14 protein-coding genes, 1 tRNA gene and 1 pseudogene are annotated in these 21,578 nt (G+C 38.6%); 7 read left to right on the top strand and 9 right to left on the bottom strand.

What is annotated here, in order from left to right:
• The first annotated feature begins 21 nt into the window (after window positions 1-21).
• Entirely contained in the window at window positions 22-3,633 is a 3,612-nt protein-coding gene (locus tag DVR12_RS05860; protein WP_116974579.1) for an ABC transporter permease, read from the top strand.
• 83 nt (window positions 3,634-3,716) lie between these two features.
• Here the strand turns inward: DVR12_RS05860 and DVR12_RS05855 are convergent, their stop codons facing one another.
• The gene (locus tag DVR12_RS05855; protein WP_116974577.1) at window positions 3,717-6,602 is read right to left on the bottom strand and encodes a triple tyrosine motif-containing protein; all 2,886 of its coding nucleotides are present in this window, start codon (window positions 6,600-6,602) and stop codon (window positions 3,717-3,719) included.
• A gap of 291 nt (window positions 6,603-6,893) precedes the next feature.
• On the opposite strand from DVR12_RS05855, the gene DVR12_RS05850 reads away from it, so the two are divergent.
• From DVR12_RS05850 to DVR12_RS05830, 5 genes are read left to right on the top strand one after another with little or no spacing between them, the layout of a single operon-like run.
• Window positions 6,894-10,106 (top strand): SusC/RagA family TonB-linked outer membrane protein, encoded by a 3,213-nt coding sequence (locus tag DVR12_RS05850; protein WP_116974576.1) that lies wholly within the window; start codon window positions 6,894-6,896, stop codon window positions 10,104-10,106.
• A 24-nt stretch (window positions 10,107-10,130) separates the two neighbouring features.
• Window positions 10,131-11,630, top strand: coding sequence for a RagB/SusD family nutrient uptake outer membrane protein (locus DVR12_RS05845; protein ID WP_116974574.1), 1,500 nt, complete (start codon window positions 10,131-10,133; stop codon window positions 11,628-11,630).
• An 18-nt stretch (window positions 11,631-11,648) separates the two neighbouring features.
• Entirely contained in the window at window positions 11,649-12,731 is a 1,083-nt protein-coding gene (locus DVR12_RS05840; protein WP_116974572.1) for a PKD domain-containing protein, read from the top strand.
• Between the two features lie 18 nt (window positions 12,732-12,749).
• Window positions 12,750-13,634 (top strand): PKD domain-containing protein, encoded by an 885-nt coding sequence (locus tag DVR12_RS05835; protein ID WP_116974570.1) that lies wholly within the window; start codon window positions 12,750-12,752, stop codon window positions 13,632-13,634.
• A gap of 3 nt (window positions 13,635-13,637) precedes the next feature.
• Complete coding sequence (locus tag DVR12_RS05830) at window positions 13,638-14,675, top strand: family 16 glycosylhydrolase (protein ID WP_116974568.1); 1,038 nt, start codon at window positions 13,638-13,640, stop codon at window positions 14,673-14,675.
• 51 nt (window positions 14,676-14,726) lie between these two features.
• Here the strand turns inward: DVR12_RS05830 and DVR12_RS05825 are convergent, their stop codons facing one another.
• Window positions 14,727-15,566, bottom strand: a complete 840-nt coding sequence (locus DVR12_RS05825) for a rhomboid family intramembrane serine protease (protein ID WP_116974567.1) — start codon at window positions 15,564-15,566, stop codon at window positions 14,727-14,729.
• A gap of 146 nt (window positions 15,567-15,712) precedes the next feature.
• On the opposite strand from DVR12_RS05825, the gene DVR12_RS05820 reads away from it, so the two are divergent.
• Window positions 15,713-15,786 (top strand) — tRNA-Asp (locus DVR12_RS05820).
• Between the two features lie 335 nt (window positions 15,787-16,121).
• Here DVR12_RS05820 and DVR12_RS05815 read toward each other — a convergent pair.
• The 7 genes and pseudogenes from DVR12_RS05815 to DVR12_RS05780 all read right to left on the bottom strand — a co-directional run bounded on the left by DVR12_RS05815 (window position 16,122) and on the right by DVR12_RS05780 (window position 21,558).
• Entirely contained in the window at window positions 16,122-16,583 is a 462-nt protein-coding gene (locus tag DVR12_RS05815) for a hypothetical protein (RefSeq protein ID WP_116974565.1), read from the bottom strand.
• A 144-nt stretch (window positions 16,584-16,727) separates the two neighbouring features.
• Entirely contained in the window at window positions 16,728-18,479 is a 1,752-nt protein-coding gene (locus tag DVR12_RS05810; protein WP_116974563.1) for an SWIM zinc finger family protein, read from the bottom strand.
• 512 nt (window positions 18,480-18,991) lie between these two features.
• Window positions 18,992-19,135: pseudogene (locus DVR12_RS28105) on the bottom strand (helix-turn-helix domain-containing protein); the annotation flags it as partial.
• A gap of 521 nt (window positions 19,136-19,656) precedes the next feature.
• Window positions 19,657-19,887: an ATP-binding protein gene (locus tag DVR12_RS05795; RefSeq protein WP_116974560.1), complete on the bottom strand. Its 231-nt coding sequence runs from the start codon at window positions 19,885-19,887 to the stop codon at window positions 19,657-19,659.
• Between the two features lie 443 nt (window positions 19,888-20,330).
• On the bottom strand, window positions 20,331-20,876 hold the full coding sequence (locus DVR12_RS05790; protein WP_116974559.1) for a patatin-like phospholipase family protein: 546 nt from the start codon (window positions 20,874-20,876) through the stop codon (window positions 20,331-20,333).
• Complete coding sequence (locus tag DVR12_RS27995; RefSeq protein WP_116974557.1) at window positions 20,837-21,085, bottom strand: patatin-like phospholipase family protein; 249 nt, start codon at window positions 21,083-21,085, stop codon at window positions 20,837-20,839. The genes DVR12_RS05790 and DVR12_RS27995 overlap by 40 nt, the downstream gene beginning before the upstream one ends.
• A gap of 26 nt (window positions 21,086-21,111) precedes the next feature.
• Window positions 21,112-21,558, bottom strand: a complete 447-nt coding sequence (locus DVR12_RS05780; RefSeq protein WP_199417049.1) for a PaaI family thioesterase — start codon at window positions 21,556-21,558, stop codon at window positions 21,112-21,114.
• Window positions 21,559-21,578 lie beyond the last annotated feature (20 nt).

Raw genomic sequence — 21,578 nt, 5'->3', positions numbered from 1 at the left:
CTATTACTTCAAATTTTTCCGATGCAAAGTTTTATCAAGATATTTCAATTCGAACTCCAATATCGCTTCAGGCGGTGGGATACCTATATTTACTTTCTGGCCTTTCTGCTATTTAGCTTTTATTCTATTCATGGGTCTACATTATTTGTAAACTATGGCGGAGCCGGACAAAGAGTTTATGCCAATTCGAGCATAACTATCAGTTACTTCATTTCACATATGAGCATTTGGCTGATTGCTATTGCAGCAGCCTTAATGAGTGTTCCCGTTATCAGGGATAGAGAAACAAAAGCAGCTAATTTTTACTTTGCTTTACCAATTACCAAAAGTGGTTATTTATTAGGAAGGTTCTTAGGTACACTTGTAATACTTCTGATTATTGCAACAGCAGTATTAGTTGGGATTACAATCGGCTATCTGATGCCTGGTCATGATCCGGCGACCTTACAACCATTTAAGGCAATATATTTTATATGGCCATTTTTTGTGTTGATCATTTTTAATATTGTGATTGCCAGCCTCATTTTTTTCTCTATGGTTACGCTCACGAGAAACGTACTTGGAGGTTATATGACAGCGGTATTGATCATTGCCTTAAACATGATTGCGCAACGCTTCTTTAATCCGGAAGATCTTACCTTATACTGTTATCTCGATCCCTATGGCGAGCATGCTTTCTTTACTATGATCAGAGGATGGAATATAGTGCAAAGAAACACTGCCCTCGTGCCTATGGAAAGCTGGATGCTTTATAACAGGTTATTGTGGCTGGGAATTGGACTTATTTTATTTCTGATAGGATATATCAGATTTGATTTTGGGAGATGGATGCAAGACAAGCAATCGGCCAGGAAAATTAAGGAAGATACCTCGGCCAAAGATGCGCGTATAGCCATCCCAACTGTAAACAGAACTTTCAGGTTCAAGGATAATCTGCACCACTTATTTTTCCAGACAAAGCTGGAACTCTCCTATCATCTCAAAACTATATTCTTTATAGTGATGATATTTGCAGCCGGATTCATTCTCTTTTATGATGGCATTTCACTAACCTATCCAACCACCGGATATGTGCTTGAAATAAAGAATGGCTACTTCAGCATCTTTGCATTAATCATCCTTGTTTTCTTTGCCGGAGAGGCAGTAAACAGAGAAAGGGAACTTAAACTTGCACATATAACAGATGCATTACCGATTCCAGACTGGATATTCACAGGATCAAAGTTACTTTCAATTATAGGAATTGCTTTCATTCTCAGTACATTAGTACTAGTTGCAATGTTCTTTTCCATCCTTTACAAGGGCTACCCCATCTATAATCCGGGAGTTTATCTTTTAGAATGCTATGGAATTGTATTCCCATACTATGCCCTCCTGGCGGTATTAGCATTTGGTATTCAGGTTTTGGTAAAGAATAAATTTGTTGGACATACGATAATGATTTTGTTCTTTATTCTGAATGTTATTGCAAAAAGTTTGGGTATTGAGCATAATTTGCTTTTTTATGGAGCACCACCCAAACCAGGCAACGGTCCTTTATCTGGCTGGGCGGGTTACAATATCGATTATTCAGAGATGAATGGTTATGAGCCTTACCTTGCCGGACGTACCTGGTTTACCATTTACTGGTTAATATTTGCTATACTTCTGACAATTGTGGTGAACCTTTTGTGGAAAAGAGGTATTGAACTGAATTTCAGAGAAAGACTTCGTTTAATGAAGAGCAGAATTAATAAAGCTGCAATCCTGGCATTCGGAGTATTCGGTATAGCGCTGATAGCCTGCGGAAGCTATATATTCTATAATACAAACGTACTTAATGAGTATCTGCCACAAACCAGTGAAGTACCATTTCAAAAAAGGGCCGACTATGAGAAGAAGTATAAATCCTATGCCGCCTTACCAGTTCCCTGGGTAACGGATATTAATGTTGATGCTGATATTTATCCTACAGAAAGAAAAACTGTAATGAATATACGCTATTCAATGGAAAACAGAACCACAAAAGCCATTGATACTTTAATAGCAACATTACCACCACAATTGAAACTGGAAAGCTTTACGGTTAAAGGGTATGAATCACAATCAATCGTTCACGATCCACGCCTGCAATTTTTTGCATTAAAACTTGCAAAGTCCATATTGCCGGGAGAGCATTTTGAAATGGTACTTAATACCAAAATCCACCCGCAAGGATTTAAAAATGAAACGCAGTCAGATATTGCCAGATTCTCATCTAAATATATGTCGATCTCCAGTGATATGGATTTCCCGATTTTAGGATATGAGCCACGTGTAGAAATCGGAGCCAACGATGCAAGGGTAAAATATGGTTTGGCCCCACGTACTGCCAGTAGCAGTCAACAACCAGACACCACTGCCAAATATAAAAATATCTGGTCTGCCAATAGCGATTGGGTGAATATTAATATCACCGTGAGTACCGACAATTCACATACTGCTATTGCACCAGGAAAATTATTAAAGCAATGGAGTGACCACCAGCGCAATTACTTCAGTTATTCAACTGCCGGAAGTAAACAACCTCCAAGTTTCGATATCTATTCAGGTCAGTTTCTGAAATTAGAGCGATATTGGGTAAGCAAAGATATGCAGGATAGTGCCAGAATAGAACTCTACGTTCATCCTCGTCATACTACCAATGCTGATAGCGTTTTTAATATCAGTAAAAATTATCTGGATTACCTCCATTATACAGGCGGGAAACAGCCGCTTAATTTATTAAGGTTTGTAGAGATGCCATACAACGGAGGTTCATTGTCTGAAAATTCTATGCTGGCACATTTCGACTATGCAGGTCCTAATTTCATGGATTACAGGGTTTCCCAGGCAGTATTGAAAGAGTATTTCAGCAATGCCCTTGCCCCGGCTGCATTTGCAGGCGCAGGTGTATATGGTAGCCTGACAAACAAATATACATCCAGCGGGATCTCCTGGAAATATGGAAGTAATGCAGATGGTAAGATTTTCTATCAGCCACTTCAGAATTATTTAACAGGAAGAGCAGAGGAAAAAATACAGGAACGACCAATTTTCAATACCTATAACATCACCTATATGTCGGGGAAGATGGACATGGCTTTCGGAAATCTTAGTGCCATGCTGGGCGATTCCCTGTTAAATACCTACCTGCTTGAATTCCGTGAATCCCATGCGTTTCAAGGACCTCCATATCTACTCTCAGAAGATCTGATCACCTTCCTGCGGACTCATGTTCCTGATTCCATGCATCAGCGCTTTGATGAATATTTTTACAAGGTAATTGTATATAGAAATAAGGTAAGAAGCATTAAAGCCACACAAACCGACGATAAAAGATATCGTATAGAAGTGGAAGTAGAGAAACATAAATTTGAAGATGATGGTGCAGGTAATGAGAAACCAATTAAGGATGAGGAGTATGTAGACATGGGAATTTTCACTATGCGCAATCCACCTGAAGCAAGGATTCCGGACATCATCACTTCAGTAAAACTTACTGATGGCATTAATCGTCTTGTTTTCTATTCGGATGCGCCTCCAACTAAAGTAATGATAGATCCACGCTACCTGTTGGTGAATCTGAATTTGCTGAGTGGTAAAAATGATGAATGGAAGAAAGTGAATTTGTAGGATGATGAATTGATGGAGGTGGATTGTACGACAGAACTAAGCCCTGTTTTTCATCCACCTTCCTCAACCTAAAAAAACAAACCTCAGGAACCCGCAATCTCATTCAGGAATGCAGACATTGATTGTTCTGTTTGTAACTGCAATTTTTTTCGGATACGATATCGTTTAATTTCCACTCCACGTACCGAAATTGCCAATAATTGAGCAATTTCCTTGGTGGATAACTGCAATTGGAGATAAGCGCAAACTTTCAGATCGGTATGGGTAAGGCTTGGATATTTATTCTTTAATTTCTTAAGGAAATTATTATTGATTTCATCGAAGTGGCCGGCAAATTTATCCCAGTTATCGCTATTCTTTTCTGCGTCATTAAGCAGTAATAATGCATCCTTGATTTCCGGATTATCAGATTTTTTATAAACGTTTGCCAATATATCCTTTACTTTTCCAAGTGCATCTCCTTTTTCCACAAGGTGCATAGAAGCATCTGCCAAAGCATTATTCTTATTATTTATTTCACTAGCCAGTTTATCATTTTGTAGTTTGATGATCTCTTTTTCATTTTTCTCTATCTCGAGTTGATGAATATATTTGAGTCGCTGCTGTTCCTCATCAAATCTGCGTTGCTGAACTGCCAGGTTTCTCAGTTGCCAGTGATAGAGTAAATACAGGATGGCTCCAAATAGCAGGAAGTAGCAGATATAGGCCCAGAATGTTTTGTACCATGCCGGAGCCACAATAAAGCCATAAGTCACAACTGTAGATTCATGCCCCAGGTTATCATGCGCCTTTACTTTAAAGGTATAATTTCCATCAGGCAAGTTGGTGTAATCCTTTTCCGGCTTCGGCGACCAGGCCGACCATTTATTATCATACCCCTCTAGCTGATAACTATATTCGATATTGTTTTGTAAGCCATAAGCCGGAGAGCTATACTCGAAATGAAAGGAGTTAAAGCTACTCGGAAGAGTTAACAAATCATTTTCATCCTGAATATAACCAGCAGATGTTTTTGCTTTAAAGTAACCGCCAAAAATAATGCTGTCAGATTTCCCGAAAGCTTTTACCTGGCCTAGCAATACTTTTATCACCTGTTTACTATTGGTATATTTCTTATAATTAAGGTGAATAATGCCTTTTTCAGATCCTATAAATACATTCTCGTTATTAAAAGGATAAATATTTTCGAATCCCAGTAAAATTTTGCCATTTAGTTCTGGAATTCTTGTAATGGTAAAAGGTTGCTCACTGCCAGGAGGATTATAACTAACTACACCAATGGTTTTACCACTACAAAACCAGATGTTGCCATCAGCATCTTCATTGAGAAATCGTATTTCCATATTCCCGAAGATGGGATTAAGAAAATCTGATGGTTCAAACCTGTTGGTGGTTGCATTAAATTCATACACTCCCTTTTGCGTACAGAATACTACCCTGTTTCTAATTTTAAACACATAGTTACTAAGGGCAGAAGGCAACCCGCTTTCGGTATAAAGCTGATAGGTAATATTTTTCTGATTGGGCGACCATTGAAGTCGGTATACCCCTCTATAGGGGTGTGAGGCCCAGATGTTATTGTTATTATCAATTTCCAGGAAGCGTAACGATTCTTCAGGCCCATCTGCCTTGAGTGATGGTTCAAAATTTCCGCCCTGAAACGACAGTCTGCTTATCCCGGTATATGTACCAACCAGGGTTTCGGTAGCAGGAAAAACGGATGTCAATGGTTTATATAACCAGGCACCTGCACGGTCAGATAACATTATACTACTATGATCCCGTAGTACGGCTATCCCGGTATGCTGACCTAACAACAGTTGATTATTTACTTCATCCAATCGCCATACTTCGCCTCTGCTGTTCTTTACCCTGCTGAAATCACCTTTGGAAAAGCTAAGATCGCCGATGTTGTTGCTTAAAGGAACATAGTATGCTCCATCCGAGGTGGCAATAAAAAGTTCGTTGTGAAAAATGCGGGTTGAATATCCTGATAATTCATTTTTAGTATTTGGAGTGATAAACTTTACTGCCGAATTATAAGCTATCATGCTTATTCCATTATTCAATCCTACCCATACATTATTATTACGGTCGAGGAATACGCTGATAATGTCATTGTTTTGGAGCCCCTCAGTGCGGGTAATCTGTTGAACAATATTTCCGTTAAAGTCGGTAATAATACACCCATCGGAGGTGGTACCTACCAGCATTTCTGTGGAATTAATACGGGCGGCAACGTTAGCGTTGCTGGTAGATAAAGGAGACTGATGTCTGATTATTGAGTCTTTATATAGAAAATAGATACCGTGCGCCTGGGTGCTAATTAATACGCTATCCTCTCCTATGGAAGAAATACCGGTAATTAATGTATTGGTAAGTTGGGGTTTTGTATGTACGGGTACCCATTCCTGTCCTTTCATTTTGAGCAGGCCATTAGATTTATCCTGTGCATAGAGTGTATTATCTGCCAGTCTAAAATACTGCCAATCGTTTGCGTATACCTTTATACGTTTGTTGCTGTATTCAAAAATCCTATCGGAAGCCTGGAAGAAAATCGATCCTTTATAGATTTCTATACGCCAGATATCGGCAAATTTGTTGTATTGCGCAGGAATCTGATCTTTTAATGAGGTATAGGACAAATTTCCATTAACGGTGCTGAAGTAACCTATTTCCCCTTGTCCACCTACATAGATATTATCATCGCTATCAATTCCCAGGGCTCTGACGATAGTTCTGTTTGGAAGCGGATATACTTTCCAGTGACTACCGTCGTAGGTTAGCATTCCTTCATTATTGGCGAAGTAGAGAATGTCGCGGCTATCCTGTTTTATATCCCAGGTTTGCGTACCTGCCTGATAATCGATCTTACTATAATTAATGATCTGAGGCAGGCCAATGGTATTTTGGCCCCCGGCACTCCAACTGTAAAAAAAACATAGGGCAAATAGTAAATAATGTTTCATAACGCTGGCATTACTTCGGTTGATGTAGTAATGATGTAGTAAGTATTTATTAAAAATCAATCACTTACTCAAAAATGATGTAATAGAGTTGTATCACAAAAGTTGTTCTCAATTTTGGCAAGTCCTAACTTCATTCCGTCAAAAGTTATATGAATATAACGACAAATATCGACCAAGAACAACAAAATTAAGCGTAAAAAATACGCCCAACGCTGACGATAATATGAAAATCATCCCTTAACGATTAGACATTAGCCTTTGTACGAAACATTATCAAAAACAATTTCACGTATGAAACAAATCTTACAAAGAATTCCTTTGCTGGTACTTTTAATGTTTGCCCAAATATCCTGGGCACAACAAAGAACTGTGACAGGGAAAGTAACAGACGAAACCGGCTCCCCTGTGCCCGGAGCCTCAGTACTCGCAAAAACATCAAAGAAAGCTGTTGCTGCAGATGAAAATGGAAACTTTAGTATTTCAGTTGGAGCAGAAGACAAAGTGCTTACTATTTCAGCCATCAGCTTTGCCCAGCAGGAAGTAGTAATTGGAAATAGTCCAATTACCGTCAGACTTAAAACATCTGATAAAGAATTGAGTGAAGTAGTAGTAATCGGATACGGTACCCAAAAAATCACCAAGGTTTCCGGTGCCCTTTCAAGTGTAAAAAACGAAGATATTCAACGCCTTAAACCAGTAAGAATAGAAGAAGCGCTACAAGGTCAGGCTTCCGGTGTAAATGTGATGCAAAGTGGTAGTCCGGGTGCTAAACTTACGGTTATTGTTCGTGGGATTCCTTCCTTTTCCGGTGTAGAACCATTAGTAATTATTGATGGAGTACAACAGTCGCTCGATGACCTGAATGCCCTCAATCCGGCCGACGTTGAATCCATAAATGTCTTGAAAGATGCAGCAACCACTGCTATATATGGTATCAAAGGCGGCAACGGCGTGTTGGTAGTGACCACCCGCAGCGGTATGAAAAATCAAAAACCGGAAATCAACGTTAATCTCAATTATGGCTCCCAGGAAGTTTTAAAAACCATCGGAGTCCTAAATGCTACCGAATATGCAGCTATGCTTAATGAAGGTAGCACCGCATCCGGTGGAAATATCATCTTCCCGGATCTTTCCAAGTTGGGTAAGGGAACTAACTGGCAGAAAGAAATCTTCCACACCGCCCCAATGCAGAATTATAGTGTAAGCACCCGGGGAGGTAGCGACAAGATCACCTATTTCGTATCCGGAGCATATACAGGCCAGGATGGTATTGTTGGAGGCGGTGATAAATCCAACTTCAACAGAATAAACGGAACAGCCAATTTAGCTGCTGATATCACCAACAAATTGAAATTGATAGTAAATACCAACTATGCCAATCTCAAGAGTAAGGGTATCCAGGAAAATTCCTTTAACTCTATCATCGGTAGTGCTTTGAACTTCGATCCTACCGTTCCGGTATATAATGATGTACCTAACACAGTTGGAAAATATGGGTTCAGCAATCTCTTATTATCTGAAATCTTTAATCCACTTACCAAATTGGACAATACTTATGGAAAATCCAATGGTAACAAATTATTTGGGAAAGTAGAACTCCAGTATAATATACTCAAGAACTTAAAGGTAACCACCCGCTTTGGTTATACCAATTGGAACCAGATAGGAAAAAGTTTCACACCACTGGTATTCTATGGTCCGTTGAATGTGGAAAATACCATGAATGCAGATGGATCTACGGTAGCGATAAAAAATGGACTGGGTGGAATTTCATCAAGCGCACATAATAGCGTAAATGAATATACGAACAGTGCTTCCAGCATTATGTCGGAAACCTTCGCCAACTATGATTTCAATATAAAAGAAAACCATCATTTTGAAACAGTGCTTGGTATTGGTTTAACCAAAAGCAGTTACTACAACATGAATGTCACTGCTCAGGATGTACCATTTAATTCATGGGATTTTGCAGATGTAAATACAGCAACCGGAACCAATTCATCTGGTGTTATTTATTTCCGCGATACTGTAATCAATGGAGTTTCTACCCAGGTAAGAGATTCCAGAGGTGATGTTGCAGCCAACCTGAATGCCAGAACTATGGGTCAGGGAAGAGGTTTCAGAAAGAACCTTTCTTATTTTGGTAGAATTAACTACGATTATAAAGAAAAATACCTGGCATCTTTCAGTATGCGTAGAGATGGTTCTCATATCTTTCCAAAAGGTAAGTTTGCCGATTTCTATGCAGGATCTGCTGGTTGGGTAGTTTCCAGGGAGGATTTCTTTGAATCCAACTTCATCGATTTCTTAAAAATCAGAGGTAGCTATGGTTCTATTGGTAACGAAAACTCAACACCTCCTTTCGTAAAAGTAGTAACCGGAGGTCCGAATTATGATGATGCCAACAATAACGGGTATACGTTCGGAAATACCTTCGTTCCGGGTTCCACAATAGGATCGTACGCGAATCCAGACCTGAACTGGGAAAAACAAATCCAGATGAATGTGGGCTTTGACATAACCTTCTATAAAAATAAATTCAACGTTGCAGCTGATTATTATCGGAAAGATGTAAAGGGTTTATTGTTTAAACCACTTGCATCGCTTTACTTAGGAACCGCTAAAGTTCCGGATGCCAACATCGGTTCTACAAAAGTTGAGGGTCTTGATTTGACAGTGGGATATACCGATAAATGGTCTAAAGACTTTACCTTCAATACTAAAGTAACATTTACAACCAATAGTAGCGTTGTAACACAAACCAACTCCAACAATACCTTTGTACTTTATGGAGGTAATTACTTCAATGGTCAATCTCAGAATGTTACCGCTTTTGAAGTTGGAAAATCTCCCGGCTATTTCTATGGATACAAAACAGATGGTTTGTTCCAAACTCAGGATGAAATTAATAAAGCTCCTAAACAACAAGGTGCTAAACCTGGAGACATTAAATACGTAGATGTAAATAATGATGGCGAAATTACTGCCGCAGATAAAACCCAGATTGGTAATCCTTTCCCTAAATTCGTTATGGGTTGGAGTATTTCACTGGCGTACAAAAACTTTGACTTTAATATTTTCACTTATTCTTCATATGGTAACGATGTATACCGTGCCTATGAAAGAAATGCCAACTACACCAATAAGTTCCGTAATATCCTCGACAGATGGACCGGTCCGGGTTCTACTAATGATGCCAAAAACCCTCGCTACTCATTTACAGATGACAACAATAATGCAAGGGCTTCAGACAGATATATAGAAGATGGTTCTTTCATCAAACTGAAGAATATACAGATTGGCTATACTTTCCGCCAACCATTCTTCATGAAAGCAGGGTTTAAATCGATCCGCATTTATGGGCAGGTTAAAAATGCCTATACTTTCACCAAGTACTCAGGATATGATCCGGAAATCGCCGGCGATGTGATGAATACCGGCATCGACAGAGGTGCTTATCCACAATCCAGAATATGGGCATTGGGAATTGATTTCAAACTGTAGTACACCACGTAAAAACATCAACACATGAAAAACATACTTAAAATAGCAGGTGTAGCACTCTTTCTCATTACTTCACAATCGTGTAAGAAATGGTTGGATTATACACCGCACGACGATTTCCAGGTAACAGATCTTGATTACTTAAAATCAGAAAATGATTATCGTACAATGGGTGTAAGCTGTTATACCCCTTTACAATGGCTAAACCAGGCAGTTCCGATTGGCGATATTGCTTCCGACAATTCTGTAACCGGAGGTGAATCTGCCAGTGATGTATTAGGTTTGCAACAAATAGATGACTTTACTCTCACAGCTAACAACGATTATCTTACAGAACTATGGAAATCGGCCTACGAAGGTATTAACCGTGTGAATTACCTCACCCAGTACAAGGATAAAAATCCAGGAGGCATAGCTGTAGATTTCTCCGGAAAAGATGTCATGTATGGAGAAATTTATTTCCTCCGTGCCTATTACTATTATACATTAGTTAGATTTTTTGGAGATGTTCCATTATTTACAGATCGCAGGTTAACGCTGGGTGATTCTAAAACTTTAACCAGAACCCCTAAAGCCGATGTTTATAAACAAATTGAAGCCGATCTGAATAGTGCAATTGGTACATTACCTACATCCGCCTCTCAACCTGGCCGCGTTACTAAATATGCAGCGCAGGCTTTACTTGGCAAAGTGCTTATTTATCAGCAAAAATTCGATGCCGCTGCCACTGTTCTTGAAAATGTGATCAGTGGTCCGTTTACCCTGGTATCCAACTTCGGAGATATCTTTCTTCAATCAGGTGAAAATGGCCCGGAATCTGTATTCGAAATTCAATACTCTAATCTTTCCCCCTACTACAACTGGGGAGGAGCCACCCGCGGACAGGGCAACTATGCTGTTCAGCAGTGTGGAATACGAGGATTAAACGGAAGCTCTCCTTATGCCGCCGGATGGAGTACTAATCTGCCATCTACCGATCTGGCAAAAGCCTACGAAGCTGGTGATCAGCGCAAAGATGTTACAGTACTCGATATTGAAGCATATAAAACCGCTCATCCGGAATTTAATATCTCCTACCAGGTAGCTCCTTATAAGAATACAGGCTTATACAACCAGAAATACCTTCCAAGAAAAGGCGAAACATCCGGACAGTTGGAACTGAACTACCTTAACAATTTCAGAACTATTCGTTTTGCGGAAGTGCTATTATTAGCTGCTGAAGCATATAACAGATCCGCTACGCCCAATGACGCCAAAGCACAAACTTACCTGAACAGAGTAAGACAACGTGCATTTAAAGATAACCTTCATAATATCACTCTTACCGGCACCGCGCTAACAAATGCCATATGGAATGAACGCAGACTCGAATTGGCAATGGAAGGCGATAGGTTCTTCGACCTTGTAAGAATCGGTAAGGCAGCCAGTGTACTAACAGGTTTCAAGCAGAATAAACATGAACTCTTCCCTATTCCACAGGATGAAGTTGATATTTCTAAGCTTAAACAAAATGATGGTTATTAATATTAAAAACTTCCACGAATGAAAAAAGCAATCTTCATACTAACAATATTAACTGCATTCTATGGTTGTAGTAAAATACCGGATGGGGATCTGGATTTCCTCCAAACGGAACAAGCTCCATCCTCCAGCTCTTTGCAGTTCAATGTAAGCAATGATAACTCCGGACTGGTTACCATTACGCCCAACAGCGCAGGTGCCAGTTCTTATGAAATCAACTTTGGAGACGGAACAACATCAACAGAAACTGTTTTGGCAGGTAAGCATACCACACACGTCTATAAAGAAGGAGTTTACGCAGTAAAAGTAACAGCTAAAAGTTTGGGAGGTAAAAAGGCCGATACAACAGCACAATTGGCCGTTACATTCAGAGCTCCTGAAAGTGTAGTTATTAATGCAAATACAGATTTGCATAAAGTTACAGTGTCTGCCACCGCTTTATATGCAACAGGAGGATTTAAAGTTAGCTTTGGTGAAACAGCCAATGAAACACCTACATTGATTGCATCAGGCGCCAGTCTTGAACATACGTATGCCACCGCCGGAACCTACACTGTAAAAGTTGAGGCTTTAAGTGGTGGTGCTGCTACTACTGTTGTAACAAAAGATGTCACCGTTTACGATCCGCTTACTTTGCCAATGACCTTTGAACTGCCAACCGTGAATTATGCATGGGGCGATTTTGGAGGAAGTTCTACAAGCGTGATTCCAAATCCATATAAAACCGGCATTAATGTAAGTAACACCGTTGGTAAAATTGTAAAAAATGCTGGAGAAACCTGGGCAGGTAACTACATCATTCTGAGTAATCCAATGGACTTTACCACCACCAGAGTATTCAAGGTAAAAGTTTACTCATGGCGTGTAGGCATGCGCGTATTACTTCAATTAGAAAGGAGTGGTGACAACACATTTATGGAAAACCTTGAAGTTGTTACAACCAAGGCCAATCAATGGGAAACACTGACTTTCGACTTTAGCGCTATAATAAAAGACAACAGTAAAAAACTTCAAAACATCCTATTCTTCCTCGATAATGGGACGAAAGGAGATGGCTCCAACAATTACACTTTACTGTTCGACGATATTGAATTAACTAATTAATGCGGTAATACGACTATTATGAAACACATAATTAATAAATTATCCTTTCTGTTACTTAGTATCATTCTGGTAGCAGGAGCTTGTAATAAAGATGATCACCATTTCGGCGATATGACTGCACCATCTAAACCCGTACTAAATATTGCAGTGACAGGAAAAGACGATGCGCATCCGGATGGAGATGGTTCAGGTGCAGTTAATATTTCTGTGCAGTCTCAAAACGGAATCAATTATAAAATAGATTTCGGAGATGGGGAAGCACCTAAAACCAGTACCAATAGTTCTATTCATTACCAGTATAAACATACAGGTACTAAGAAGTTTACCATTACAGTAATGGTATATGGTAAAGGAGGAGTATCCAGCACCAACAGCTCTGAAATATCTGTATTCCGTGCATTTGAGCCTAATCCTGAATTAGTGACCATGCTCACTAATAACAGCAGTAAAAAATGGAGGGTAGATAAAGATGCTCCAGGCCACCTGGGTGTATCTGATGCAAGCACCTTCACTCCAGCCTGGTGGGCAGCAGGTCCGAATGAAAAAGATGGATTAGGTATTTACGATGATGTGTATACGTTTACTGCTCAGGGAAATGTATTTGAGCATACTACCAACAACGACATCTTCGGTAAAAAAGAATACCTGACAGATTTTGATCCATCACTTAGCGGAACCGGTGACTTTACCTTAACTGGCCCTAAAGCCGCCAATTATACTACTACTTTCAGCTATGATGGTAGTGCAACAGAAGAATTTATCATCTTCTCCGGCAAAGGCCATTTAGGTATGTATTTAGGAGCGCATAAATTTCAGGTATTAGAAAGATCAGCCACGCATATGTCATTGCGTTGTTTGCAGGATCCTGGTGCCTGGTATGTTAAAATTGTAGCAATCGATTAGTATATGAAATATTTAACAGGAATAATGCTGGCGTTACTGATTAGTACCGCCAGCTGTGGAAAAAATGATAATGCTCCACCAGCCAAGGTAGCTCCTTCTAATCTGACTATCAACGCAGTTGTAGCAACAGATAGTAGTGGTACCGTATCATTCAGCGCCACTGCCCAAAATGCAGTGAGTTATGACTTTGATTTTGGAAACGGTAAAACAAAAACCGTCACCAATGGAACGGTAAAATATACCTATTCCGGCAGTGGAGAACAGAATTTTACAGTGAAAGTCACAGCTAAAAGTGCAGATGGACTTACTGTGAGCCAGTCGACCAGTGTAAAAGTGAGCATTTCAAAACTACTGGTATGGTCTGATGAATTCACAGAAGATGGGGCTCCTGATAGCAATAAATGGGGTTATGATATTGGCACCGGAGATAATGGCTGGGGCAATAACGAAGCGCAGTATTATACAGACAGGGCTCAAAATGTAATAGTATCTGATGGTACACTTAAGATTACGGCTATGAAAGAAAACTATCAAGGCAAATCTTATACATCAGCGAGATTACTGACCCGTGGGAAGTTTGAGTTTACATATGGTAAAGTAGAAGTAAGTGCGAAACTGCCTTCAGGTGTTGGAGTGTGGCCTGCCATCTGGATGTTGGGAAGTAGTGTAAATACAATTGGTTGGCCGGCTTGTGGGGAGATTGATATAATGGAGCATAAAGGAGTGGAACCACAGAAACTTTATTCTACCTTACATTATCCAAATCATTCAGGAGGAAACGGAGTGGGTAGCACAACAAATGTCTCGAACATGAGTAATTCTTTCCATAAGTATACACTCGACTGGACACCAACTGCGCTTAAGTTTTATGTAGATGATCAATTGTTCTTTACATTCAACAATACTGCAAGTCTGCCGTTTAATGACAAGTTTTTCATCCTGTTGAATTTTGCGATGGGTGGAAACTTTGGCGGGTCAATAGATCCGGCATTTAATAAATCTACTTTCGAGGTCGATTACGTAAGAGTTTACAAAAACTAGGAATCATCATAGGACATTAACCATGGGAGCCTGCACATCGGTGCAGGCTTTTTAATTTTCCTGCGAATATCTTTCCAGCTTTTCCCTTTCACTTTTCGACAAGCTATTTATTCCTTTCAGATGAATTTTTTCGAGGATTGCATCCAGTTCTTTTTGCTTGTTTGCTTTTTCAAAATTATATCGATGATCAATATCTGAAAGCAAATTAATTTGTTTGTAGTAGAGATTATCGACCAGTACTATATATGGTTTGGTGGTAATTACATAAATAGCAAAACTGGTTACTCCAAGTATTAATACGATCAGGCCTGTATGATACATTAGTACATAAGGATTTATTACACAGGCAATCAATACCCCAAGGATAATTCCTCCAATATGTGAATCGTGTCCAATATTTTCTTCTTTTGAGCGGATTCCATAAATGGCATAAAGTACATATAGTAGTCCATAAATCCAGATTGGAATATTCAATATTCCGAATAAATTGACCAAGGCTCCGGGATTAAGCACTATTGTACCGAATATAACTCCACATATTGCTCCTGAAGCTCCTACAGAGCTATAGGTTGGATTATTCCGATGTAGAAATAAGGAAAGCAGGCTACCGCCTAAAAGGCTACCAAAATAGAGCGCCAGGTATCTCAGAGGTGTAAGTCCGTCATCGAGGTAGAAGCTGAACAGCAATAAAGAAAGCATATTAAAGAAGAGATGCAACCAGTTGACATGCAGAAAACCGGCAGAAAATAATCTGATACGTTCTTTAAATTTTAGGATTCTTTCGACTTCAAAAGAAAATCTGTTGAAGAAGGAGCGGTCTTGCAGCCCTTTCCAGGAGATAACAAAGTTGGCTAAAACGATTACCAGGCTAAGTGAACCGATATAAATCATAGAATAGGAAGTTCTGGAATAAATATATCAAATTAGTAGCGGTTCTGGAAAAAAATGGATTTTCTAAAAAAATATTTGGATTGTAATAAATAATGTTGCTACATTTGCACTCCCGAAACGGTAGAGCTAAAGGCTCTTCTTTCTAAGGATCGGTAGTTCAGTTGGTTAGAATGCCGCCCTGTCACGGCGGAGGTCGCGGGTTCGAGTCCCGTCCGGTCCGCAAGGATCAAATTTAAAAGTCACATCGGAAGGTGTGACTTTTTTTGTTTTTGGGAATTCGAGTAAAAGCATTGAAGAGAGGAAATAAACGATATTTTGAATATCTGTAGAACCAACCACAAAATCTTCTAAAATGATGCCGCCTTGTCACGGTCTCTACTCAGTAGAGACGGGTTCGAGTTCCGTCCGGTCCGTAAAGAAATGAAAAAAATATTGCGACTGTCGTATCACAAATGATTTTGACTGTAACAGATACTGGGATTCGAATGCCTTTCGTTGCGCTAAAAAAACGATAATGGTTAGCAAAATATTAAAGGCCTTCAGCTTATCCATTTTCTATTGTGGTCTAACCCACAGGTAGCTGGAATCAGTAGCTATATCATACAAAGTTATTTCACGACTCAGGATATCGACTGATATCACTTCAGCTGTTGAAAATACTGTACCCTCTCCGTTGTAGGAGTCCGCACCTAATCGTACACTAACATAACCACCAGTATTTGTTTTTTCATACCCGTCGTACATAAATACAATAGAGCTGTCCTTAATATAGAGCTTCGTCATTTCATTAGTTGAAAGCTGAATATAACTACGAATGGTATCTGCAAGCCATGGGAACTGATTATTTATCTCAAAATAGGAGCTATCAATAAGAATGGCTGGATGTTGCGCCCAACTGGTATCTGAAATGGAGCCCGGCACTGCTGGGGATACAATTGTATCTGATTTACTTGTTACATTGGTACTATGACAAAATGCAAACAGGGAAAGTGACAACACAAAAAAAACTTGTTTCATAAAAATGGGATATTTTATGCATTTTTAAAAAATGCTTACACAACAGGGAATTAATTGGATACTAAGTAGCGATTCAGTTGATCGTTCCCTTTTACTCCGGGCTTTGATACCGTTTTTATGGATCTTCTCCAACTCCTTTGTTTTTTAGCAATCCTCGTTAATGACGGAATTCAGTTCTTCTATCATAGCAGGACGACGAGGGTACTTAAGGATTAGCTCTTTTGCCACAGCAATCATTTCATCTTTTCCTTCAGGAATAGCTCTAATTACCTCTTTCATTTTGATAGCCAAATTTGCATACTCTCTACGATTTCCTACCACTTTTCCTTTATGTTCAAATGCAGGAATATATATTGCCAAAAGCTGTATCGGATATATCTTTATCAAATAGTTATGATACTGTAACAATTTGTCCAAATCTGTTTCCTTGCAAATAAGTGCAAATAGCCTGTTCCAATATTTTTCTTCAATATAAATTGGGGCAAGTAAATCTAGCAACAACGTATCTTTCGAATACCATACCTTGCCCTTATTTTTTTGATATTGCAATTCTACATCTGCTATTCGTTCCTCGATATATCTTTCTATTTCCTCTTCCCATTCTTCGATGGTGAAGGTATTCTTCCATTGATTGTAGTAAACCGTATCAAATCTATGGTCAAAAGCAAAATACTTCGTGTAATGCCGGACTTCCTTTATGTCGTTTTCTAAAATGGCTATGCGCAACAATTCTTTCTGCCACTCTACAACGGTTCCAGGATGATTTTTCTTTTCAGCAATTTTAATTCCTCCAGCTATTAACTTTTTCGCTGTGGGGAAATCATTGTCTTCTATTAAACAGTTTATCTCCCCACGTCTTACTTCAACAATATCTAAGTTTTCACGAACAAGTTCCTGCGCACCTCTAACGTTTCCTGTAGCTCTCAGAAATGATATTTTTTGGGCAATGAAATATTCTTTTCTGTAAGGATATTTATCCGCTGAGGCCATTTTAATTTGATCATCAACGGATTTCAAATAAGACCTTTCCCTATTTAGTTTTATGGCAAGAGTTTGATACAAATCAAATATCTCATATCCAAAGTCACCATAATCAAAGTATATAGCATTATTTATCGCCGATTGTACAAAATAAAAGACTTCCTCCTGCAAATCCACTGGTAGGCCTTCAGTTTTAGCTATGATCCCTATCAGTTCTATAGAACCGTTGATAACATCACCAATGCGCCCACTGGAATCATCACAGTAAGTAATAAGTTCGATAACTTCTGTTAACACAGATCTTGCCACCATAAAAGCATCTCGAAAATTGCTTTTATATATCTGCCGCTGGCCTTCATCAAGCAATCGATTAACCTCATTTGTTAGCCTGTGAACTGATCGATAATCAATAAAATCTCCATTTGAATGACTCCTTATCAAACTTTTAAGCTGTTTCGCATATTTATCTCCAAGATCAATGCCGCCGCTTTCCTTATCCGCAAAGTGACGCTCAAACAGAGATTTAAAGGTTTTATCCTTTGTAGCATAGGCCAACACAAAGTTCTGGAACTCCTTTAAGCTTATTTTTTGTACTAACTTGTCAAAATCTGCTTTGGAAACTACTTTTTTACGAATATCAGTGTTTGTAATTTTTTCCCTCAGAAGAAATAAAACAGCTACGACATGCTTGCAAATATCACCGTCATAAGGACAGTCGCATGAATATGATTTTACATTGTTCTTTTTGAAAATACTAACTTCCACTGTATATAATTCAGTTCCCATTACTTCTGCTATCCAGAAGTCTTTTCCTGTTTCCTCAAGCTCAACAACAGCACCACTTTCATAATACTCCCTTCCTCTATATACAATTGTATCACTTATCTGCAATTCAAAGTTTCTCAGTGCCAGCATAAGAAATATTTAAATCAACGAAAAAAATCATCCATGGTTAAACTATTCTGAACTATACTATTAGAATGCATATTTCTCACTATTCCAAAAGTAGTAATCATAGTTAAAAAAATGGATTTATTAGTATGCGTTGCTGTTCGGAATGTGTCTATTTTATCCTGTAATTCTGTTTGATACTTTTTATCAATAGTAAAAGGATTAATAGAGACCTTCATTTCGCATATATTAATAACATCGTCCTTTCTATCTATAACCAGATCTATTTGTCGCTTACTCCCTCACCTGTGTTGATCCAGGAAGAACTACTTGTCTATACATACCAAGAGCGTGTTTAATCTCCATTAGTTGAGCAAGACAAACCTGCTTAAATACATAACCACTCCAGGCTCTCTGTCGTGGTGAATCTAGTCCGTTAATCCAGGTATTCTCATTCAGTGCATGATTTCCGCGTATAAATTTGATATAAAACAAGGAATAAAAATCACTTAATTGAAAAAGACTATTTTTCTCAATTAGAAATACTTACGTATGAAACCACTTTCCTCCAGTTCATTTAATATTCTCGTTGTACTTCCTGCATTAGGCAACCCTGTATCGTCAATAATTTCGGAACGTGTTAAACCTTTTGCTTTCTTACTTAATGTTTCAATGACAGAAAGATATTTCTCTGCTTTATTGAAGTATAGAGATTCCTAAACTCTTCTGTCAATAATCCATCTCGTTGAAAACATAATCGATTTATATTTTGAGAGGCGCTCATACTTACATCAACATGATCAAGATAACAAGGTACGCCTCCCATCACCATATATGATTGAATTATTTGATATCGACTAAATACTCCACCACGGCTCTGAAAAAAAGTCTCACATTCCTTCAATGAAAAGGGGGCCAGACGTATCCTGTGAGTAACTCTGTTATGTAACCCTCTCTTATTATGAATAAGTGTATTGATCATCCATGAAGCAGCCGATCCACACACAATCAGGATAACATCTTTTCTTGCACTAGCATTTGAATTCCAGAAATAGTCGAGAGCTTGAATAAAACCAGATTACGCAGTATCCAGCCATGGGAGTTCGTCCAGAAATACTACTTTCTTTTGTTTCCCGCTTTTTGATAATAATTCTTCCAGTTGACCGAAAGCTGTAAACCAATTATCCGGAAGGGGTGCAGTTTAATCAGGATGATATTTCTGCATGGCTCTTTGAAAATTCGACAAATTCTGTTGTAGATTTATATTAGCTACACCAGTAAGGTAGAATGTAAAATCTTGCTGAAAAGCTTCTCTGATTAGAAAAGTCTTACCAACTCTTCGCCTTCCATATGCTGCAATAAACTGGGAAGTCTCAGATTTTGTTGCCTGATCAATAATTTTCAGCTCTTTCTCTCTTCCAATTATCCTCATTACTTACAATTTGGCTTTAAATATATTTATTTAAGCACTTAGAGCCAAATAGACCATCAAACTCGCTCTAAGTCTTACAATAGATATAGGTAAAGCCAAATAGATGGCTTATATAAGGGCCTATAATACATTGATTTATCCTACAAAATTGATTTCGTTATTATTATAATTGTTTTTCAATTAATTACACATTAATAAAATGAACAAATACTAGTAATATAAAACGACAAGTATTAAATATCCACAATGCTCTACTGTCATTTTAAACTTAAGAACCATAGACTATGAGAGTCTGAGAGCTAGTGGTACTTATATTTATTTACTTTTACTTCTACTTTAACTTTCAGAACTAATTGTTGGGCAAACAAAAAAAACCGGAGCTATAAGCAGGAGAATTAATGTGGAGAATTTTATCAAGATTAATATCCTCATATTTCGACAACTCACAATGGGTTATCTTCCAATAACTTTCTGGTATAATCTAACCCTACTTCATAAATTGCTTCTAACTTTCCAAATTCAAACATACCAAATTTACCCAGTGCTGTTGGTTCTACAAAATAGCTACATAAAAGCCTGTTTTTTAAAACCGGCTCCCTGATTGCCAGATGTAATGTTCGCTCCAGATTAGCCAGAAATCCGTCTGTTGGATTATATGGGGTAAGCGGATTTACATGCACACCAATGATTCCTTTGTACTGCTGCAATAATGGTTCAACTGGCAGATTACTCGATAATCCGCCATCTACATACTCAACACCCTGAATATCTGTTGGTGGGAAAAGCATTGGAACAGAGGATGCAGCCAATATTGCCGGAATCAGCGGACCAGACTCAAATACCTGTTGTTCTCCATTTATAAAATTAGTGGCAGTAATATATAGCGGCGTTTTTAGCTCTTCGAATGTCTTACTTCTTAAAGTTTGTTTAAGTACATCTTCTACCTTTTTTAAAGAAAGCAAACCACTTCTCCAGTTCTTCCACTGCATCGACAATCCAAGTTTACTTTTTGCAAAAAACTCCCTGATATCGAATAACCATCACAAATATATGCTGCGGCAATAGAACCAGCGCTGGTAGCAGAGATCACTTCTGGATAAATATCCTTTTCAATAAATGCTTTCAATACTCCAAGGTGGGCAAAACCCCGGGAACCACCACCCGATAAAACAAAAGGACGTTTAGTTATAGTATTCATAATTTCTATAGGGATATATTTTCAGATTAAGCTGGCTTCTTAATATTTACCTGAATGAGGTTACTTGTTCCTTTGGCTATCAACCGGCTTTTATCTTCGGAAAAAATCTCGCAAGATACATTTACAATTTGCTTACCCTTCTTCACGATTTGAGTATCGGCGATTATAGTTTCACCCAATCGAGCTACCGAAAAGTAATCCACCAAATTATTAATCGTCGTATAATAATACTCTTCATTTAATGTAAACATAGTAGCTCCAATTACATCATCAATTATTGCAGCCGTTACCCCACCATGCAAAACCCCGGATGGATTTAACATCTCCTCTCTAATCTGATAACTAAATGACAAACTACCCCGACTGGCAGATAAGATTACTGGTCGCAGCCATCTCATAAATGGTGAAGGCGAATTCGTGAATTCCTGATTAATATGTTGTTGTAAAACTTCCAATTGGTCCTGGTGCCGCATTTCACTATTTTTTCCTGTAA

The sequence above is a fragment of the Chitinophaga silvatica genome (assembly GCF_003419895.1).
Classification (GTDB): Bacteria; Bacteroidota; Bacteroidia; order Chitinophagales; family Chitinophagaceae; genus Chitinophaga; species Chitinophaga silvatica.
This window is presented reverse-complemented; position numbering and strand designations above follow the sequence as displayed.